At 30.4% G+C, this 18119-nt stretch carries 15 protein-coding genes and 1 pseudogene; 15 read left to right on the top strand and 1 reads right to left on the bottom strand.

Annotated features, from left to right (window positions below; translation table 11 throughout):
- The first annotated feature begins 6 nt into the window (after nt 1-6).
- The 10 genes from QVZ41_RS02070 (at nt 7) to QVZ41_RS02025 (ending at nt 9175) form a co-directional block, all read left to right on the top strand.
- Nucleotides 7-972, top strand: coding sequence for a glycosyltransferase family 2 protein (locus QVZ41_RS02070; RefSeq protein ID WP_302882884.1), 966 nt, complete (start codon nt 7-9; stop codon nt 970-972).
- Nucleotides 973-995: 23 nt separating this feature from the next.
- A complete protein-coding gene (locus QVZ41_RS02065; protein ID WP_302882883.1) occupies nt 996-1991 on the top strand; it encodes a hypothetical protein in 996 nt (331 codons plus the stop codon).
- A 69-nt stretch (nt 1992-2060) separates the two neighbouring features.
- Nucleotides 2061-2600 (top strand): LbetaH domain-containing protein, encoded by a 540-nt coding sequence (locus QVZ41_RS02060; protein WP_302882882.1) that lies wholly within the window; start codon nt 2061-2063, stop codon nt 2598-2600.
- A complete protein-coding gene (locus QVZ41_RS02055; protein ID WP_302882881.1) occupies nt 2587-3843 on the top strand; it encodes a hypothetical protein in 1257 nt (418 codons plus the stop codon). Before QVZ41_RS02060 ends, QVZ41_RS02055 begins: the two co-directional genes overlap by 14 nt.
- A 6-nt stretch (nt 3844-3849) precedes the next feature.
- Entirely contained in the window at nt 3850-4683 is an 834-nt protein-coding gene (locus tag QVZ41_RS02050) for a glycosyltransferase family 2 protein (RefSeq protein ID WP_302882880.1), read from the top strand.
- A gap of 1 nt (nt 4684) precedes the next feature.
- Nucleotides 4685-5770, top strand: coding sequence for a glycosyltransferase (locus QVZ41_RS02045; RefSeq protein ID WP_302882879.1), 1086 nt, complete (start codon nt 4685-4687; stop codon nt 5768-5770).
- A gap of 27 nt (nt 5771-5797) precedes the next feature.
- Nucleotides 5798-6934 (top strand): polysaccharide pyruvyl transferase family protein, encoded by a 1137-nt coding sequence (locus QVZ41_RS02040; protein ID WP_302882878.1) that lies wholly within the window; start codon nt 5798-5800, stop codon nt 6932-6934.
- An 11-nt stretch (nt 6935-6945) separates the two neighbouring features.
- Entirely contained in the window at nt 6946-7500 is a 555-nt protein-coding gene (locus tag QVZ41_RS02035; RefSeq protein ID WP_302882877.1) for a putative colanic acid biosynthesis acetyltransferase, read from the top strand.
- Nucleotides 7500-8405, top strand: coding sequence for a glycosyltransferase family 2 protein (locus QVZ41_RS02030; RefSeq protein WP_302882876.1), 906 nt, complete (start codon nt 7500-7502; stop codon nt 8403-8405). Before QVZ41_RS02035 ends, QVZ41_RS02030 begins: the two co-directional genes overlap by 1 nt.
- A gap of 8 nt (nt 8406-8413) precedes the next feature.
- A complete protein-coding gene (locus tag QVZ41_RS02025; protein ID WP_302882875.1) occupies nt 8414-9175 on the top strand; it encodes a glycosyltransferase family 2 protein in 762 nt (253 codons plus the stop codon).
- A 166-nt stretch (nt 9176-9341) separates the two neighbouring features.
- On the opposite strand, the pseudogene QVZ41_RS14575 reads toward QVZ41_RS02025, so the two are convergent.
- A pseudogene (locus tag QVZ41_RS14575) lies at nt 9342-9636 on the bottom strand (transposase); the annotation flags it as partial.
- 320 nt (nt 9637-9956) lie between these two features.
- On the opposite strand from QVZ41_RS14575, the gene QVZ41_RS02015 reads away from it, so the two are divergent.
- From QVZ41_RS02015 to QVZ41_RS01995, 5 genes are all read left to right on the top strand, one after another.
- Nucleotides 9957-11348 carry an undecaprenyl-phosphate glucose phosphotransferase gene (locus tag QVZ41_RS02015; RefSeq protein ID WP_302882873.1) on the top strand — a complete coding sequence of 464 codons (1392 nt, stop codon included), beginning with the start codon at nt 9957-9959 and terminating at the stop codon, nt 11346-11348.
- 81 nt (nt 11349-11429) lie between these two features.
- The gene (locus QVZ41_RS02010) at nt 11430-12410 is read left to right on the top strand and encodes an MraY family glycosyltransferase (RefSeq protein ID WP_302882872.1); all 981 of its coding nucleotides are present in this window, start codon (nt 11430-11432) and stop codon (nt 12408-12410) included.
- Between the two features lie 2033 nt (nt 12411-14443).
- A complete protein-coding gene (locus QVZ41_RS02005) occupies nt 14444-15670 on the top strand; it encodes an oligosaccharide flippase family protein (RefSeq protein ID WP_302882871.1) in 1227 nt (408 codons plus the stop codon).
- Nucleotides 15671-15673: 3 nt separating this feature from the next.
- The gene (locus QVZ41_RS02000) at nt 15674-16834 is read left to right on the top strand and encodes a hypothetical protein (protein WP_302882870.1); all 1161 of its coding nucleotides are present in this window, start codon (nt 15674-15676) and stop codon (nt 16832-16834) included.
- Complete coding sequence (locus tag QVZ41_RS01995; protein ID WP_302882869.1) at nt 16821-17954, top strand: glycosyltransferase family 4 protein; 1134 nt, start codon at nt 16821-16823, stop codon at nt 17952-17954. Before QVZ41_RS02000 ends, QVZ41_RS01995 begins: the two co-directional genes overlap by 14 nt.
- Nucleotides 17955-18119 lie beyond the last annotated feature (165 nt).

Here is an 18119-nt window from a genome sequence, read left to right as displayed (position 1 = left end):
ACTAACATGATCAGTATTATAATTCCAGTATACAATGCAGAAAACACAATTAAGAAATGTGTTCAAAGCGTATTTAATCAGTCTGTAACAAATTATGAAATAGTGATTGTGGATGATGGAAGCATAGATAACTCTATTCAGGAATTAAAAAAAATAGAAGAAGAGCACTCTTGTGTTAAAGTTTTTTCACAACAAAATAGTGGGGTTACTGCTGCTCGTAAAAAAGGCTTTTTAGAGTCTGTAGGAGAATATATTATGTTTTTAGATGCGGATGACAACTTAAAAACCAACTGCTTAGAAATACTATTAAATAACTTTACTAACGAAATAGATGTTGTAAATGCTGGTCTAATTGGTGTTCCAAATAAGAAAATATGGGAGCACAAAGATATTGGAATATTAAATAAAAAAGATTATTTGTTTAGCTTACTAAAAAGCAATTCCTACGGCTATTTATATGCTTCTTTATATAGGAGAAGTGTTATAAAAGAAGAAATATTTAATATTGATGCTAGCATTAAAATAGGAGAAGATGTATTGATGAAGCTCTATATATGTAAATACATTAATAAAGCGTGTAATATAAAGCATATTGTGTATGAATATGTAGATAATGAAGTGTCTGCGATGAATACTAAAATAATACATCCGGACTACTATGTTAGGTATATGGGTGTTAGGAATAACATCATCAATGATATAGACAACACAATGCTTAACTTTGCAGAGAAAACTTTTTTAGATCGAGTAGATGCAAACAAAATGATAACTGTTTTTTTTAACTCGTTAATAGTTTTTGATGATAAAACCTATAAGTTAGTAAAAGCGTATAGTGCAAAAGCGAATCATAAATACACAAAACTGTTAAATAGCAAAGTAAGAACAAAATTGTTCAAAAGTTTTAAAACCTTAGTGTACAAAACAAGAGCGGTTTTACTTGGGAAAAAGCTGAACTACATTATAATTCACTAAGAATTAAGATAATAAGACAACTTATGAAATTAAAAGATATCGCAATAAGAGTTGTGAAAAAGGCATATAGAAAACTAACTGGTAAAGTTTTTTTGAATCCCAAATGTGAAATGGATAGACAAGTAGCAAATGATGCTATTTTTACCCTGTTAAATGCACCAGAACCATGCATGATTTCTAGGTTTGGAACTACCGAAATGAATTGTATTAACAATTATTTGTGTATTACAAGTAATAAAAGTTTTTCACGAAAAATTTATGAATACATTACAGATTATACACATACACCTTGGTGGAATACTAACCACTTTAAATATATGAACATTTATTCTGGTATTTTTCCGCCATCTGAAGAAACAAGTGAGAAGTTTTCTGAAAGATATTTGAAGGACATTCCTTTAATAGATTTATTAGGCTCTTTTCAGTACCACGAAAAGTTTATGCCGCTTAAAAAGAGTGTTGTAAAAGTTCAGTTAGAAACCTTGTATCCCTTTTTTGTAGAAAATCCTTGGACAAGATTATTAAAAGGGAAAAAAGTATTGGTGGTGCATCCCTTTGATCAATCCATTAGAGAGCAATACGCAAAAAGAAAATTATTGTTTAAAGATGCTGAAATTTTACCTGATTTTGAATTGATTACTTTTCAAGCAATACAATCAGTTGCGGGTACTAAAGTCCCTTTTAAAGATTGGTTTGAAGCTTTGGAGTATATGGAAAATAAAATCTCTAAGATAGATTTTGATATCTGTATTTTGGGTTGTGGTGCCTACGGATTGCCATTGGCTGCTCATGTAAAAAGAATGGGGAAAAAAGCTGTACATATTGGTGGTGGTACGCAACTGTTATTTGGTATTAAAGGAAAAAGATGGGAAGAACAATACGAAAGAATACGTATTTATAGACCCGATGAAACCATAAATGTTAATTACGTAGATTTGTTTAATGAGCATTGGATTTATCCCGGAGCAAATGAAAAGCCCAAAGGAGCCGAAAATGTAGAGGGTGCCTGTTATTGGTAAAATAAATGAAAATTAAAACTAAAGTTTGATTATTCGGTTACAATTAGTTTAACTTCCAAATTTGAAGGAATGAATAAATTATATAAAAACTCGAGGTTTAATGGACAGCTAGGGTATGGTAGTTATATTCAATGTGATTCAGACATAATAGGTTCTTTTGTTAAGGTAAATCTAGTAAAGCATCCGTTTGAGGTACCATATGTGTCAACATCACCCAGTTTTGTTTCTTTAAGAAAACAAAATGGATCTACTTATGTGGACAAACAATATTTTGAAGAAATTAGATATGCTGATTCTAACAACAAACATGTAGTGTTTATTGGTCACGATTGTTGGATAGGTCAAGGATTTTTTATTGTAGGTGGTGTTACAATAGGCAATGGAGCTATGGTTTTAACACATGGAGTGGTAACAAAAGATGTTCCTCTTTACGCAATTGTGGGGGGAGGTCCTGCCAAAGTATTAAAATATAGGTATGATGAAGAAACTATCAAGTTTTTATTAGAGTTTGAGTGGTGGAATAAAGATGAGGAATGGTTAAAGCAAAACATTCATAAAATGTACAATATAGAATTGCTAAAAGAAGAGAGGATATATGAATGCATCTAAAATAGCAAAGTACAGTGTTCTACTATGTTTTGTGCCGTTTATTTTTAATTTCTTTTTCTATGGAAGAACGGCGGTAGTTACTATGTTGTGTAGTTACCCTTTAATGTTATTTTTAATTTTATTTAATATTAAATCTCCAAAAACAAACTTAGATAGTAAAACACAATGGATACTTAATATCTTTATTTTCTTAAATTTAACTTTAATGTGTAGAGGAATTATTGATATGACTTCACTTCAAGATAAAAAGGTGATTTTTTCGTCAACCATTCCTACCATGATTTTCTTACCACTGAGTATTTATCTTTTTTCTGAGGGTATACAAACAATTAAAATGGCATTTAGAGCATTTATGTTAAATGTGTTGTTATTTGCTACTATATTATTGTTTAAACGTTCTACAGGTACATTTGATTATGCACATGCTGTTGGACCTATATATTTGTTAATTATTTTTATGCCTTATTTACAAAAAAAATGGAGGCTTATTGTATTACTAGTTGCGTTCATATCATTTTTTAATGATTTATCTGTGAGGGCGAATCTATTAAATATTATGGTTGCGTTTTTAATTTCTTTTACATTCTATTTTAGAAATTTAGAAATTATGTATAAACTCATCAAAACATTTAGAAGAATACTATTATATGTTCCGGTATTTTTACTCTTTTTAGGACTTACTGGTGGGTTTAACATCTTTAAAATTGGAGAGTATGTTGGGAGTTATGAGTTAGATACAGGGGACTATGGTGATCAAGAAGTGACGGTAGATTCTAGAACGGGTATTTATACAGATGTGTTTTCTGCATTAAATAAAAAAGATGCACTTTTATTTGGGTTAGGGGCGAATGGGAAAACCAAAACATATTTATCCAAAGTAAGTTGGGGAGATTTAAAAAAGATATATGCTGAGGGAAGAAGAGCAACAGAATCAGGAATGCTAAACTACATACAATGGGGTGGTTTCTTAGGTATGTTTTGTTATTTGGTTCTTTTTATTAGAGCATCATATTTAGGTGTTTATAAATCTAATAATTGGCTATGTATTTGTTTGGGCTTATGGGTCGCATATAAATCAATGTTTTCTTTTATAGAAGATAGACTGTTTTTCAGTATCTATTCTTTATTTTTATTTATTCCTATTGCGATGTGTCTAAATAATGATTTAAGAAAATTAAATGATAAAGAAATACTTTTTTATATAAGAAATATGTTTAATAGTAATTACACCATAAAATACTAGTGAAATATGAATAATATAGCTGTTTTACTAACTTGCTTTAATAGAAAGCAAATAACTTTAAGATGCTTGAATCATTTCTTTCAATTAAGAAATGATATAGATGTTTTTTTAGTAGATGATAATTCTAGTGATGGTACTTATAGTGCTATTAAAGAACATTTTCCCCAAGTGAATATAATAAAGGGAAAAGGAGACTTGTTTTGGTGTAGAGGAATGAATATAGCATGGAAACATGCTAGTGAAAAAAATAAATACGATTTCTTTTTATGGCTTAACGATGACGTCATTTTGTATAAAGATGCTTTTGAGGAAATATTAAAATGTTCTGAAATAAAGGAGCATAAAGCAATTGTTTCTGGAGTCATTGAAAATCATGATAAAAATAAAATAATATATGGAGGGTTTGACGAGAACAAAAATATCATTATTCCTAAAGGTATAATGAAGTCGATTACTTTTTTAAATGGAAATTTTGTTTTGATACCAAGATTTGTTTTTGAGAAAATTGGGTTTATGGATAAAGTTTTTCATCATGATTTAGGGGATGTTGATTATGGTTTAAGAGCAATAAAGAAAGGAATACAAGTTATGAGTACTACTAAGCCCATAGGAAGTTGTGGTGTAAACAACATCTGTAGAGTAAGATTAAATAATAGTACACTTCTGAAAAGATTTAAGAGATTGTATTCACCATTAGGTTCCAACCCTAATATCAATTTTTATTATAGAAAACAGCACAAAGGCATCTTAAACGCAGCTGTATATTATTTATTTTTAATTTTTCTAAATATAATTCCAGATAAATTAAATACAGTTTTATTTAAACAAAAATATACATAATATGAAAGTAATTCATGTAGTAGGTTCTTTAGATATTAGTGCCGGGGGGCCTTCTAGGAGTGTGCCACAAAGTTGTGAGGCTCTTTCAAAATTAGGGGTTGATATAGAAATATATACCAGACCTAGTAAGAACCCTGTTAAAGTTAATACAACAGCAAAATTTAAAGTATCTTTTAAGACTATTTTTAAATTGTTTAAAGATGGTATGTTTTTATCTAAAGACAAAGTAGACCTAATACATCTACAACACGTTTGGGATCCATACATTCATGTAATGGCATTAATAGCTAGAATAAAAGGCATCCCATATATAATTACACCTAGAGGAATGTTAGAGCCTTGGATTATGAATAATAACCCTTGGAAAAAGAGAATAGCTATGTTTTTATATCAAAAACGTGATTTGAAACTAGCTGAAGCGATTCATGCTACTTGTACTCTAGAAAGAGATAATATTCATAAGTTAGGTTTTAATAATACAGAGAAGATTATACCTAATGGTATAGTGTTGGATGAGGTTAAGGACGTAAAGAAAACTTTTGGGACAAAAAAAATAGTGTTCCTATCAAGAATTCACCCAAAGAAAGGTATAGAACTACTTATAGATGCATGGGAGCAAATTCAAGATATTGGTTGGTCTATTGAAATTGCAGGTGATGGTAATGCGGAATATATAAAAAATCTTAAAAAAGATATTGAAGTAAAAAAAATTAAAGGAATTTCATTTGTTGGATCTAAATATGGCGAAACAAAGTGGGATTTTATTCGTAGTGCAGATATATTCATTCTGCCAACTTATAGTGAGAATTTTGGAATTGTTGTAGCAGAAGCATTAGCAGTTGGAGTACCAGCAATAACTACAATGGGGACACCATGGGAGGAACTTAATGAGTTCCATTGTGGGAAATGGATTGATTTAAGTGTAGAAAATATAAAAAATACAATATTAGAGTTAAGCTCGCTATCTTCAGATCAATTAAAGAAAATGGGAGAAAATGGGATTGAATTAATTAATAATAAATATACCATATCATCTGTTGGTAGTGCTATTTTTGATATGTATAAACGTGTGTTAAAAAACAAATAAGATTATAGTCTAAATACCAATACAATTATGAAAATAGGAATTATCACAATACTTAACGTTAATAATTACGGTGCGGAACTTCAAGCATCTGCATTAAACATAAAGCTTAGAGATTTAGGTTATGATAATGAGATTATTAATTATTTATATTACAAACATAAAGATTATAGACCAGAAAAAAAATCTAATCCTATTGTTAAAATAGATATACTTACGAATGTAAAAGGGATAGTGTTAAAGTGGATTGATAAATATAACAAGTTAACGCATCCACAAAACACAAAAATAAGAAAAGAAAGATTTGATAAGTTTCATAAGGAAAATACTAATATTTCTAAACCCATAAGAAGTATTTCTGAATTATATGATAATAAAAAGGATTATGATGTATATATAGTAGGAAGTGATCAAGTATGGAACCCAAATACGAGAACATCTATTGAACCATACTTTTTAACTTTTGCTCCAAAAGATAAAAAGAGAATTTCTTTTGCATCTAGTTTTGGTGTAGGAAGCTTAAACAAAGATTTCTATCCCACATATAAAAAGTGTTTTGAAAGTTTAGATGTTATTTCTTGTAGAGAATCATCGGGTGTTAAACTCATAAAAGAAATTACGAATAGAGAAGCTACTCAGGTTGTAGATCCTACTTTGTTACTGACCAAATCTGAATGGGAATCTAAAATGGTTAAGTATAAAAGTGAAGAACCATATATTTTGATGTATATACTTACATATTCACCATACATAACAAATTTAGCACTAGAAATACAAAAACAAACTGGATATAAAATCATAAGGGTTTGTTTTAATTCTGTAAACAAAGAGAAAGATGCATCAATATTAAATATTGTGGATGCGGGACCTTCAGAGTTTTTAGGTCTATATGCAGGTGCATCTTTTGTCTTAACCAATTCTTTTCATGGATCAGTTTTTTCTTTAATTTTTCAAAAACCATTTTACACAATTGCTCCAGCAACTAAAAATAACAATGCCAGACAAGAAAATTTATTGAGAATGGTAAATTTAGAAAATAGGTTAATAAAAGAAAATAGTCCATATCCAGAAGGTTTTTTAGATATAGATTTCGCCTATGCAAATAAAGTATTGGAGGAGGAAAGACAAAAATCAATTAATTTTTTAGTAGAGGCAATTAACTCATAATAGATAGCAAAATGGATGAGGGAATAGTTAATAATACAACAACAAGACATAAGTTTTCTTTTAAGAACAAAATTAAAAGAGCTTTATGGGGAGTCGTTTACATTTTTTTATTTAAGCCTTTTAAGTTACGTGTTTTTAAAAAATGGAGAGTTTTCATTCTTAGATTATTTGGGGCTCAAATAAGTTGGAATGCAATGGTAAATTCTAGTGTTAAAATATGGGCTCCTTGGAATTTAAAAATGGGAGCATATTCTTGTTTAGGTCCTAAAGTAGATTGTTATAATCAAGGGATGATTAAAATTGGTTCAGATGTAACTATATCACAAAAAACTTACTTATGTGCTTCAAGTCATGATTTTACAAGTTTAAATCATGAATTGTTTTTAGCACCAATAATAATAGAGGATAAAGTGTGGGTGGCTGCAGATGCATTTATTGGCCCTGGAGTAACTATTAAACAGGGTTCTGTAATTGGAGCTAGATCGGCTGTGTTTAAAAATGTAGAAGAGTGGACAGTTATAGGTGGGAATCCTGCTAAATTTATAAAAAAAAGAGAGTTAAAATAATGGATTCACTAAATAAAATTGCAGCAATAATTTTAACATATAATGAGGAACAACATATCTCAAGATGTATAAACTCCTTAAAAAATACAGTTGATGAAATTTTTATTGTAGACTCTTTTAGTAAAGACAAGACTTTAGAAATAGCAGAGAGTTTAGGAGCCAGAGTATATCAAAATCCATGGGTAAACTATGCAACGCAGTTTAATTGGGCTTTAGAAAATTGTGATATTCAATCACAATGGGTATGGCGTATAGATGCTGATGAATATTATGAAGATAATAAAAAATTAGATTTAAAGAAGTCTTTGTCAAACCTTGATCAAGACATAACGGGGATATATATAAAAAGAAAAATAATTTTCATGGATAAACCATTATTACATGGAGGTTGGTTTCCTGTATGGCATTTAAAAATATGGAAATATGGTAAGGGGTTTTGTGAAAATAGGTGGATGGATGAACATATCAAATTAACCGAAGGAACCACTACACAATTAGATTGTGTACAAGTAGATGAAAATTTTAATAATTTAACTTGGTGGACAGACAAACACAACCACTATGCAACTAGAGAAGTAGTTGATTTATTAGATACTAAATATCAAATATTTTCTAAAAGTAGTGTAGAACCTAATTTTTTTGGAACTGGGGAACAAAGGAAAAGATATTTAAAATTAGCATATTTAAAATTTCCATTATTTTTAAGACCTTTTATTTATTTTTCATATAGATATTTTTTTAAACTAGGATTTTTAGATGGGAAGTCTGGTTTTGTATGGCACATACTCCAAGGGTTTTGGTATCGTTTTTTAGTGGATGCCAAAATTTATGAATTAAAATTAAAATTTAAAAATGACGAGCAAGAAATAATTGAATTTATTAAAAAGGAGTACAGTACTAAATAAGAATCAACATGAAAATATCTATCATCACCATTGTATATAACAATGCAGCTTGTATAGAAAGTTGCATTCAATCTGTTTTGAGTCAAAGTTATAAAAACATAGAGCATATCATCATTGATGGAGGTTCTAAGGATGGAACTCAAAAAGAAATAGAACCTTATATTCCTCAATTGGGCTATTATCTTTCAGAAAAAGACAAAGGGTTATACAACGCTTTAAACAAAGGAATCAAAGCAGCGACTGGTGATATAATTGGAATTTTGCATTCAGATGATTTGTTTTATAGTAAAAACACCATCCAACAAATTGCAGACACTTTTCAACAAACCCAAGCAGATTTAGTATATGCCAATGGAATGTACGTGAACAAAGAAGACATCACACAGGTAAAACGTATATACAAAGCAAAAAATCATAAGAAAAGATATTTAAACTTTGGTTGGATTCCTTTACATACTACCATTTATGTAAAAAAGGAGGTATTCAACAAATATGGAATGTATGATGAGTCTTACCGAATAGCCAGTGATTACGAAATTTCCTTAAGATGGTTTCAAGAAAAAAACATCAAAAAACAATTTTTAAATAATTGGGTGGTAAAAATGCGCTTAGGAGGAAAAAGTACGACTCCTAAATTACAAAAGTTAAAGTCAACAGAGGATTTACAAATCATAAGGAAGAAAAACTTATGGGGACAGTTTACCTTGTTTTGCAAAATAGCAAGAAAAATTCCACAATACATCATTCCTAAAATTAAAACTTACAGCTAGAAAATTACTTCTTATTCTTAGCACAAGATGAGGAGTTAAAAAGAGTGTTTTCTAATTTAGAAGATACGATCCTAAAAAGTGTATAAGTGTTAAAACTTCAGGGTTAAGTTATTTAAAGTCGAATCCTGTTTTCAAATAGAGCTAAAAATTGATTGAGTATGACTCCCTAATTTCGGATTGTCATTGTCCATTTTTTAGTACTTCCTCTAAGGGCTAGAAATACAGATCCCATAACAGCTTCATATGTTGTAAACTAGAGTTTTTTTGGTGTATTTCCTTATTATTTCCGTTCAGATTTTCTATAAGATTTGTGGTGTAAATGATGGTGCTTTTTTCAATTGGAAAATCAAAGAATACAGTAAGCTCATCCCAATTGTTTTCCAAACTTTTAATAGCACAAGAAAATTTAGATCCCAGTTAGTTTTGAAGTCCTTTATAGCAGTTTTAGTGGCTTCTTTTGTAGCAACTAATCGAAGTGTCAAGAAAGAGTAATAAACTAAAGCTTTAAAATCTTTGAGTTTAGATTTTTAAGCAAGGAGCGTTCATACTAAACACTCCTCACCATTCACCGTTCACTCCTCACTATCCACTATTCTCAACCTTGAAAAACCAGCGTTGAGCCTTCTTAACCAAAACGCCATCATCAAATAAAGTATTTTAAACAAATCATCACTAACATATATCACAAAATATTTTTAAGTTTGTTCATTAAACTATGTTAAGAAAACAAAATTAATTCTGTTGTTAGTTTTACTTTGATTAATTTCACTAAAAAAAAGCCATGTTCGCACAAAAGAATAAAAACATATCCATTCTTTCTTTAACAGTAGATTTACTGTTGTTATTAATATCCTTTTTTTTAGCCAAACAAACCATTTTTAATTGGGAAATACCAGACAAAATATTATACAATGGGTTAATATTAGCATGGTTAATAGTATGGGCAATTGTAGGATTAAAATCAGGTTTGTATGATGTGCCTAGAATCATTCAAATGCACAGAGTATTTACCAAAAATACCAGAGCATTTTTAATTTTTGGTTTTATCAGCACAGGATTAATTTTCATAGGAACCAATTATAAGTTTTCAAGAAGTTTTGTGTTGGCAACTTTGTTGACTTTTTTTGTATTAATGATTATTTGGAGAATGGCCCTGACTTATTGGTTAAAGTACACCAGAAGAAAGGGGAATAAAGAAAGTAGAATAGTCATGGTAGGGATGAACAAAAATGTCACCAGTCTGATAAAAAAAATATACGTCAATCCTAGCTATGGATTTAATATTTTGGGAGTATTCACAGATGCAAAAATCACAGAAGAAATCAAAGATTATTACAAAGGGAATTTAAGTGAAGTTTTTGCTTTTTTTGAAGAAAATACTATAGATGAAATCATTGTCTCTTTACCATATTCACAAAGTAAGTTGATCAATGATTTGTTTCAATATGCGGATAACAACATGATTCGTGTGAGGGTAATTCCTGAGTTTTCAGAGTATTTATCTCAGGTATTTACCATTGATTATGTGCAGAACATTCCAGTAATGAAATTGAGAAAGGAACCTTTACAAAGTTTGTCAAATAGGTTCATCAAAAGAATTTTTGATTTGGTGTTTTCTTTAGCGGTAATCATCTTAATTTTTTCATGGTTATTTCCAATCATTGCCATCATCATAAAACTAACAAGCAAAGGACCAGTATTCTTTTCTCAATTAAGAACAGGTAGAGATGGGGAGTCTTTTAAGTGTTTAAAGTTTAGAAGTATGGAGGTAAATGAAGATTCAGATTCGAAACAAGCAACCAAAGGAGACAAAAGAATTACCAAGTTCGGAGCTTTTATGCGCAAAACAAGTATTGATGAGCTACCACAAATCATCAACGTACTAATCAATAACATGTCTTTGGTGGGGCCAAGACCTCACATGCTAAAACATACAGAAGAATATCGAGTATTGGTTGACAAATTTATGGTACGTCATTTTGCAAAACCAGGGGTAACTGGTTGGGCACAAATCAATGGATTTAGAGGAGAAACCAAATTTGTTAAAGACATGGCAAACAGAGCAGAAGCAGATATTTGGTATATTGAAAACTGGAGTTTTTTCTTAGATATAAAAATTATTTGTATCACAGCTTGGTCTATGTTCTTTAAAAAAGATGAAAACGCATTTTAATAGCAAATTTGTTGATAAAATAGAAGTATAGAATAACAACCCATTTATTGATCCCTAATAAAATAGGATATCAAGAACGATATGTACATCATCACCTTCTTACTGCTTTGTTTCTTATCAGTAGTGTATTTAAAGTTAGCAGACAAATTAAACATCATTGACAAACCAAATCAGAGGAGCTCTCATACGGTGCCCACCATCAGAGGAGGAGGAATTTTATTTGTTGTTGCTTTTTTATTAGATCAAATGTCAGTAGGATTCACAGAGATCTACTTCTCAATAGCCGTCTTATTAATAGCCACAGTAAGTTTTATAGATGACCTGGTTACACTAAGTCCTAAAATTAGGTTTCCTTTTCAGATGGTAACAGTAACTTTAGTGATTTATCAAATAGGTTTTTTTAATTTACCCATTTGGATTCCTTTAATAACTATTTTTTTAGGAACAGCCTTTATTAATTTTTATAATTTCATGGATGGAATCAATGGAATTACAGGTTTGTATAGCATAGCGGTGTTGATAGGAATATACACAGTCAACTTTAACATTCCTGTAATAAGCAATCAACTGATTGCTTATGAACTTTTGGCTTTGGTGGTTTTTGGATATTATAATTTTAGAAAGAAAGCACGTTTTTTCGCGGGAGACATTGGAAGTATGTCTATGGCTATAATTTTGGCATACATGATCCTTACCTTGTTGTATAAATTTCAATCCCCAATTTATATTCTATTGTTTGTAGTATATGGGATAGATGCAACCATCACAGTGTTTTATAGAGCACTGATAAAAGAAAATATAACAGAGGCACACAGACATCATATATATCAAAAGTTAGTAGACAGAACACCATTAACACATCTTCAGGTAGCAGGATTGTATAGTGTTTTACAGTTAGTAATAGTGGTGTTTATTAGGTTTGTTATACCTTATCCAATAGAAATACACTACATGTTTACAGTAGGGATAATACTTTTGATGATTATTTTATATGTGTTAATTTACATCAAGATGGAAAACATCATAAAAGTAAATAAACAACGATATCTTCCTAATTCCTAACTTCTAAATTCTTCACCCCTCACTCTTCACTAATCTTCATCATCGGTTATCGAGCGGCCTGTGCTGAGCTAGTCGAAGTATCAAGCAAAAATGAACATAAGAAGTTAAAAGAAAATGTAAAAGTTTGAAGTTAGAGAAAATTTAAAACATAGGATGAATTTATGTAGCCTAGATTTTTTCGTTCGTTTTGCACTTGTGCTGAGCTTATGGAAGTATTAATGTAGAATTTAATTGACATAAAAGGGTATTGCGTAAAAAATTCAATTGAAATGGCCGTAAAAACAAAAGCTGTTTGAACGCAGAGAGTTCTTTTGTTTTCGGTTATGAGATTAGAATTTTAGCGATGTTCTTTTTAGAGTCTTGACTTTTGCATACTTTGTGTCAAGACAAAGTATGAGAATTAAAAAAGAATCGTGATTGTTAGTTTATTTAGCAGGCAGTTCTTTATTTTCAACATTCACTATTCGCTTTACACTCTTTACCAATTCTAGAACTTTCAACTTTGAACCCAAATCCCAAATCCCGAACCCCGAACATCGGTCATCGAAGAACTTCTCTCAAAAACAGACAACCTATAACCAAGAACTTCTCACCACTCACTTCTCACCACTCACTCTTCACTAATCCTCGCCATCGGTCATCGAGCGGCCTGTGCAGAGCTTGTGGAAGTATCAAGACAAAATGAACATAAGAAGCTAGTATTGATAACAATTAATAGAAGAATGGAATTTATTGATAAATCTAAGAAATAAGTCATGGAGTCATGGAAGTGCGTAGCATAGCTAAAGAGCATGGAATGATGGAATGACTGTTACGTAGTAATTTCATAAGATTTATCTTGATTTTTTGGTTCGTTTTGTACTTGTGCTGAGCTAGTCGAAGTATCAAGCAAAAATGAACATAAGAAGTTAAAAGAAAATGTAAAAGTTTGAAGTTAGAGAAAATTTAAAACATAGGATGAATTTATGTAGCCTAGATTTTTTCGTTCGTTTTGCACTTGTGCTGAGCTTATGGAAGTATTAATGTAGAATTTAATTGACATAAAAGGGTATTGCGTAAAAAATTCAATTGAAATGGCCGTAAAAACAAAAGCTGTTTGAACGCAGAGAGTTCTTTTGTTTTCGGTTATGAGATTAGAATTTTAGCAATGTTCTTTTTAGAGTCTTGACTTTTGCGTACTTTGTGTCAAAACAAAGTATGAGAATTAAAAAAGAATAGTGATGGTTAGTTTATTTAGCAGGCAGTTCTTTATTTTCAACATTCACTATTCGCTTTACACTCTTTACCAATTCTAAAACTTTGAACTTTCAACTTTGAACCCAAATCCCGAACCCCGAACATCGAACATCGAAGAACTTTTCTCAAAAACAGAAAACTTATAACCGAGAACTCCTCACCACTCACTACTCACTTTTCACTAATCCTCGCCATCGTCATCGAGCGGCCTGTTCTGAGCTTGTGGAAGTATCAAGACAAAATGAACATAAGAAGTTAAAAGAAAATGTAAAAGTTTGAAGTTAGAGAAAATTTAAAACATAGGATGAATTTATGTAGCCTAGATTTTTTCGTTCGTTTTGCACTTGTGCTGAGCTTATGGAAGTATTAAAGGAGAATTTAATTGACATAAAAGGGTATTGCGTAAAAAATTCAATTGAAATGGCCGTAAAAACAAAAGCTGTTTGAACGCAGAGGGTTCTTTTGTTTTCGGTTATGAGATTAGAATTTTAGCAATGTTCTTTTTAGAGTCTTGACTTTTGCGTACTTTGTGTCAAGACAAAGTATGAGAATTAAAAAAGAATCGTGATTGTTAGTTTATTTAGCAGGCAGTTCTTTATTTTTCACTACTAACTACTAACTCCTCACCATTCACCACTCACTTCTAAACTCACAAGGTATCATCACTGATCAAGTCTTGATATTACATTTTTTTGTTTTTTATCAATCAACAGGATGAAATCATCAAAAAAGTATAGTATTTTGCGTTTCTGTAGAAATCAGTTTTGAGAACATAAAAACAACATTGGATCCTGAACATGATCAATAAAAAAGTCTTTCAATTAATAGAGAATATCAGTGCCTTGTTTTCTTTAAAAGTAATTGATTTGGGATTAAGCCTGTGGTTAATCCCTTATTTGATATTAAAAATAGGTTTACATAACTATGGGGTATATGCTTTGGCGATGTCTTTGGTTTGGTTTTTTGTGAATGTTTTAAATTATGGATTTAATTTGTCAACAGTAAGGGAGTTGGCAAAACACAAAAATGATCAGATAAAAGTAAATCTCATTTTCAATGAAGTCTTGTCAGTAAAATTATTTTTATTTGTACTTTTATTTGTGTTGTTTTTAGCAATTAGTTTGGTAATTCCTAAATTTTCAGAACATTTTCATTTGTATTTTTTTGCCTCTTTATTGTTGTTAGGCGATTTGTTCTCTTTAAGATGGTTTTTTATGGGGATAGAAAAAATGAAGTTCATAACGCTGATTCATCTTAGTGCAACGGTAATATTTACAGGTTTGGTTTTAAAGTATGTGGTTGTACCCTCTGATTATAGGGTAATCCCTTTATATGAAGCGATAGGTTTGTTAATAAGTGCTGTTTTTTCTTTTGCATGGGTTGTTAAAAAATATAAAATTCAAATCAAATTAATTCCTTGTAAAGCAGTATTAAACTATCTTAAAGTACATTTTCATTCCTTTATAAACTTATTACTGCCATCAACTTCAGGAATGCTAATTGTGTTACTGTCAGGAATGTTAGCAGGGCCATCTTTGGTAGGTTTAACACAGATTGGAGTCAAGTTCACAGCAGCTTTCACAACCCTAAACACAATTTTAACCAATGCTTTTTTCCCATGGGTAAATAGAAACAAAGCCATAGAACTAAAAACAAGAAAAATCTTAAATAGTTTAGGCTTATTCGTAAGCATATCGATGTTTTTTTTAGGGGAATTTTTAACAATAACATGGTTAAATTTTGAATCAGAACTAATGATGCAAAACATGGTGAGGATTGTAAAAATTCTAAGCCCTATTCCTTTTTTAGCAGCATTGGTTTCTAGTTATGGAGTCAATGGGTTGTTAACTCAATACAAAGACAAATTATTTGGAAGAATAACATTAATATCTACCTTTAGTATGTTGATAACGGCAATTGTATTAGTCCCCTTATATCCAATTATTGGAGCAGCAGTTTCTTTTTTATCAGCAAGAGTTGTGTATAGTGGTTTATCTTGGTGTTTTTTTAAAGTGAATAGTTAGTTGATGAATATTTTAGAATTAGGAATTTGTGTAGGTGTATTGGGATATGTGGGGTACCTATTAAAAAAAAAGCTAGAACTGACAACCAGTGTAAAGATCAAAACATTTTTAGTGCTTTTTACGCTAATCCATTATTCAGTCTCCATAGTGTTCGCAGTTTACTTAAATAGTTTTTCGAACATTAATGACCCCAAAGATTTTTTTACAATGGCTACAGATAGTAATTCATGGTTACCATTATTAGGCTTAGGTCATGATTTTATAGCTTTTCTAATTTATCCTTTGGTAAAAGCTGGAGTGGGAATAGAGGTCTTGTTTTTAATCTTCGCAACCATTAGTTATGTAGCTTTTTTTAAATACTTCAAGTTAATTGGAATACGAACCTTAGAAAAAACATCAATACTGTATTTGTTATTTTATTTAATTCCAACCATTCATGTGTGGACTGCTTTTTTAGGAAAAGAACCCTTATTGTTGTGGTTAATGGTTGTGCTGCTAGAAATAATAAATAATAAAAAAAGTAATGTTTTGACATTCTTGGTGTTGGGACTTATATTTTTAATAAGGCCACATGTTGGTTTGATATTATTATTTGTTTTGTTCCTTTTTAAACTAAGTGATAAAAAAACACCTAAAAAGTATAAAATTAAAATAGTTGTTACCTTTATAATATTAATATGTGTAGGCATAATATTACTCATGAAATTCTTTTTAAAATTTGAATCCTTAAGTTTGGAAAGTATATTAAGGTACATCGAAAGTTTTAATAGTGGTTCAGAGGATAAAGGTGGGAGTGCCATTAGCATAGAAGATACAAATATAGGAACAAGAATTTTATACCTTTTATGGATGCCTTTGCCGTATGTATATAAAATTAAAAATACCTTACAGGCATTGGTGGCTTTAGAAAATATATATTATGTTGGGGTTATGTTGTATATAGGTTTTGTGTGTATCAAAAATAAATTAAAAATGACAATTGAAAAAGAAGTGCAATTTTCCTTCATGGCAGCAGTAGCTTTGATGTTATTATTTGCTTCTTATTTGTATAATTTAGGCTTAGGAAACAGAATGAAAATAATGTTTTTACCTTACTTTTTTTATGGATGGATACAAATAGATAAAAGACTTCTTGATAAGACAAATGGATATGAAAAGAGATAAATTACTATTAATGGTCGTCAATGTAGATTGGCTTTTTTTACTTCATAGGTTAGAAATAGCCAATGAGGCATTAAATAGAGGCTGGAGAGTGGTAATTGCTGCGAAAGGTACTGGGAGAGAACATGAAATAAAAGAACAAGGGTTTGAATTTGTCAATATTGACATTTCTCGCTCTGGAACAAGTTTGGTCAAAGAATTTAAGACCTTTTGTAAATTATATTTTTTATACAAAAAATTACATCCAGAAGTAGTATACCAAGTAACCATGAAGCCTGTTATTTACGGTACACTTGTGTCAAAGTTTTTAGGAATAAGTACCCTGAATTCAATAAGTGGTTTAGGATATAATTTCACCAATCAACGTAAAGGAAGGGTGCAAAAAATCATGATAAAAATGATGCGTTATGGATTCAACAAAAAGAAGAATAGTCTAATTTTTGAAAATGAAGAGGACTGTCAAGAATTGAGAAATCTTAACATAATCAATATTCAAAATACTGTAAACGTAATCAAAGGGATTGGTGTAAACTTAGAGAAGTTTTCGTCTACTCAGCAACCATTATCCGATAAGGTAAGAATATTATTACCTACACGAATGCTATGGGATAAAGGAGTTAGAGAGTTTGTGGAAGCTGCAATTTTGTTGAAAAAAAAATACAATCACAGGGCAATATTTGTGTTGTGTGGTCGTTTAGACACAGAAAACAAAGAAGCAGTTCCCTTAGAATATTTAGAAAAATATCAAATAGAGGGATATTTAGAATGGATTGGAAATCAAAATGATATGGTTTCCCAATATGAAAAGGCAGACATTGTTGTTTTACCTTCTTACAGAGAAGGATTACCCGTTGTACTAATGGAAGCTTGTGCCATGGGAAAACCTATTGTTACTACCGATGCCATTGGTTGTAAAGAATGTGTACAGGAAGGGAAGAATGGTTATAAAGTACCTGTTAAATCTGTTTTAGAATTGGCAGAAGCCATAGAGAAATTAATCAACAGTCCAGAAGACAGAACAAAAATGGGAAAAGCTTCAAGGCAAAAAGCTGAAAAAGAGTTCGATAAAAAAAGAGTGGTGAAAGAGCATTTAACTTTATGTAGGGAGCTATTAAACGAATAAACCAATAAAAAGCAGAAGAACTAAATAAAGACTTAGGATGGCTTTCTAAATAAGAAAGATCAAAAAGAATAGAGGAGCAATAAGGAATTGAAAAATCCAATGTTATTTTGAATTACACAGACAAACAAAGAGGGGAAATAAGATGGAAATCATATATTTGCGGCT

The sequence above is a fragment of the Wenyingzhuangia gilva genome (genome assembly GCF_030519655.1).
GTDB lineage: Bacteria > Bacteroidota > Bacteroidia > Flavobacteriales > Flavobacteriaceae > Wenyingzhuangia > Wenyingzhuangia gilva.
Note: the sequence above shows the minus strand (reverse complement) of the source record. Positions and strands in the feature narration are given on the sequence as shown.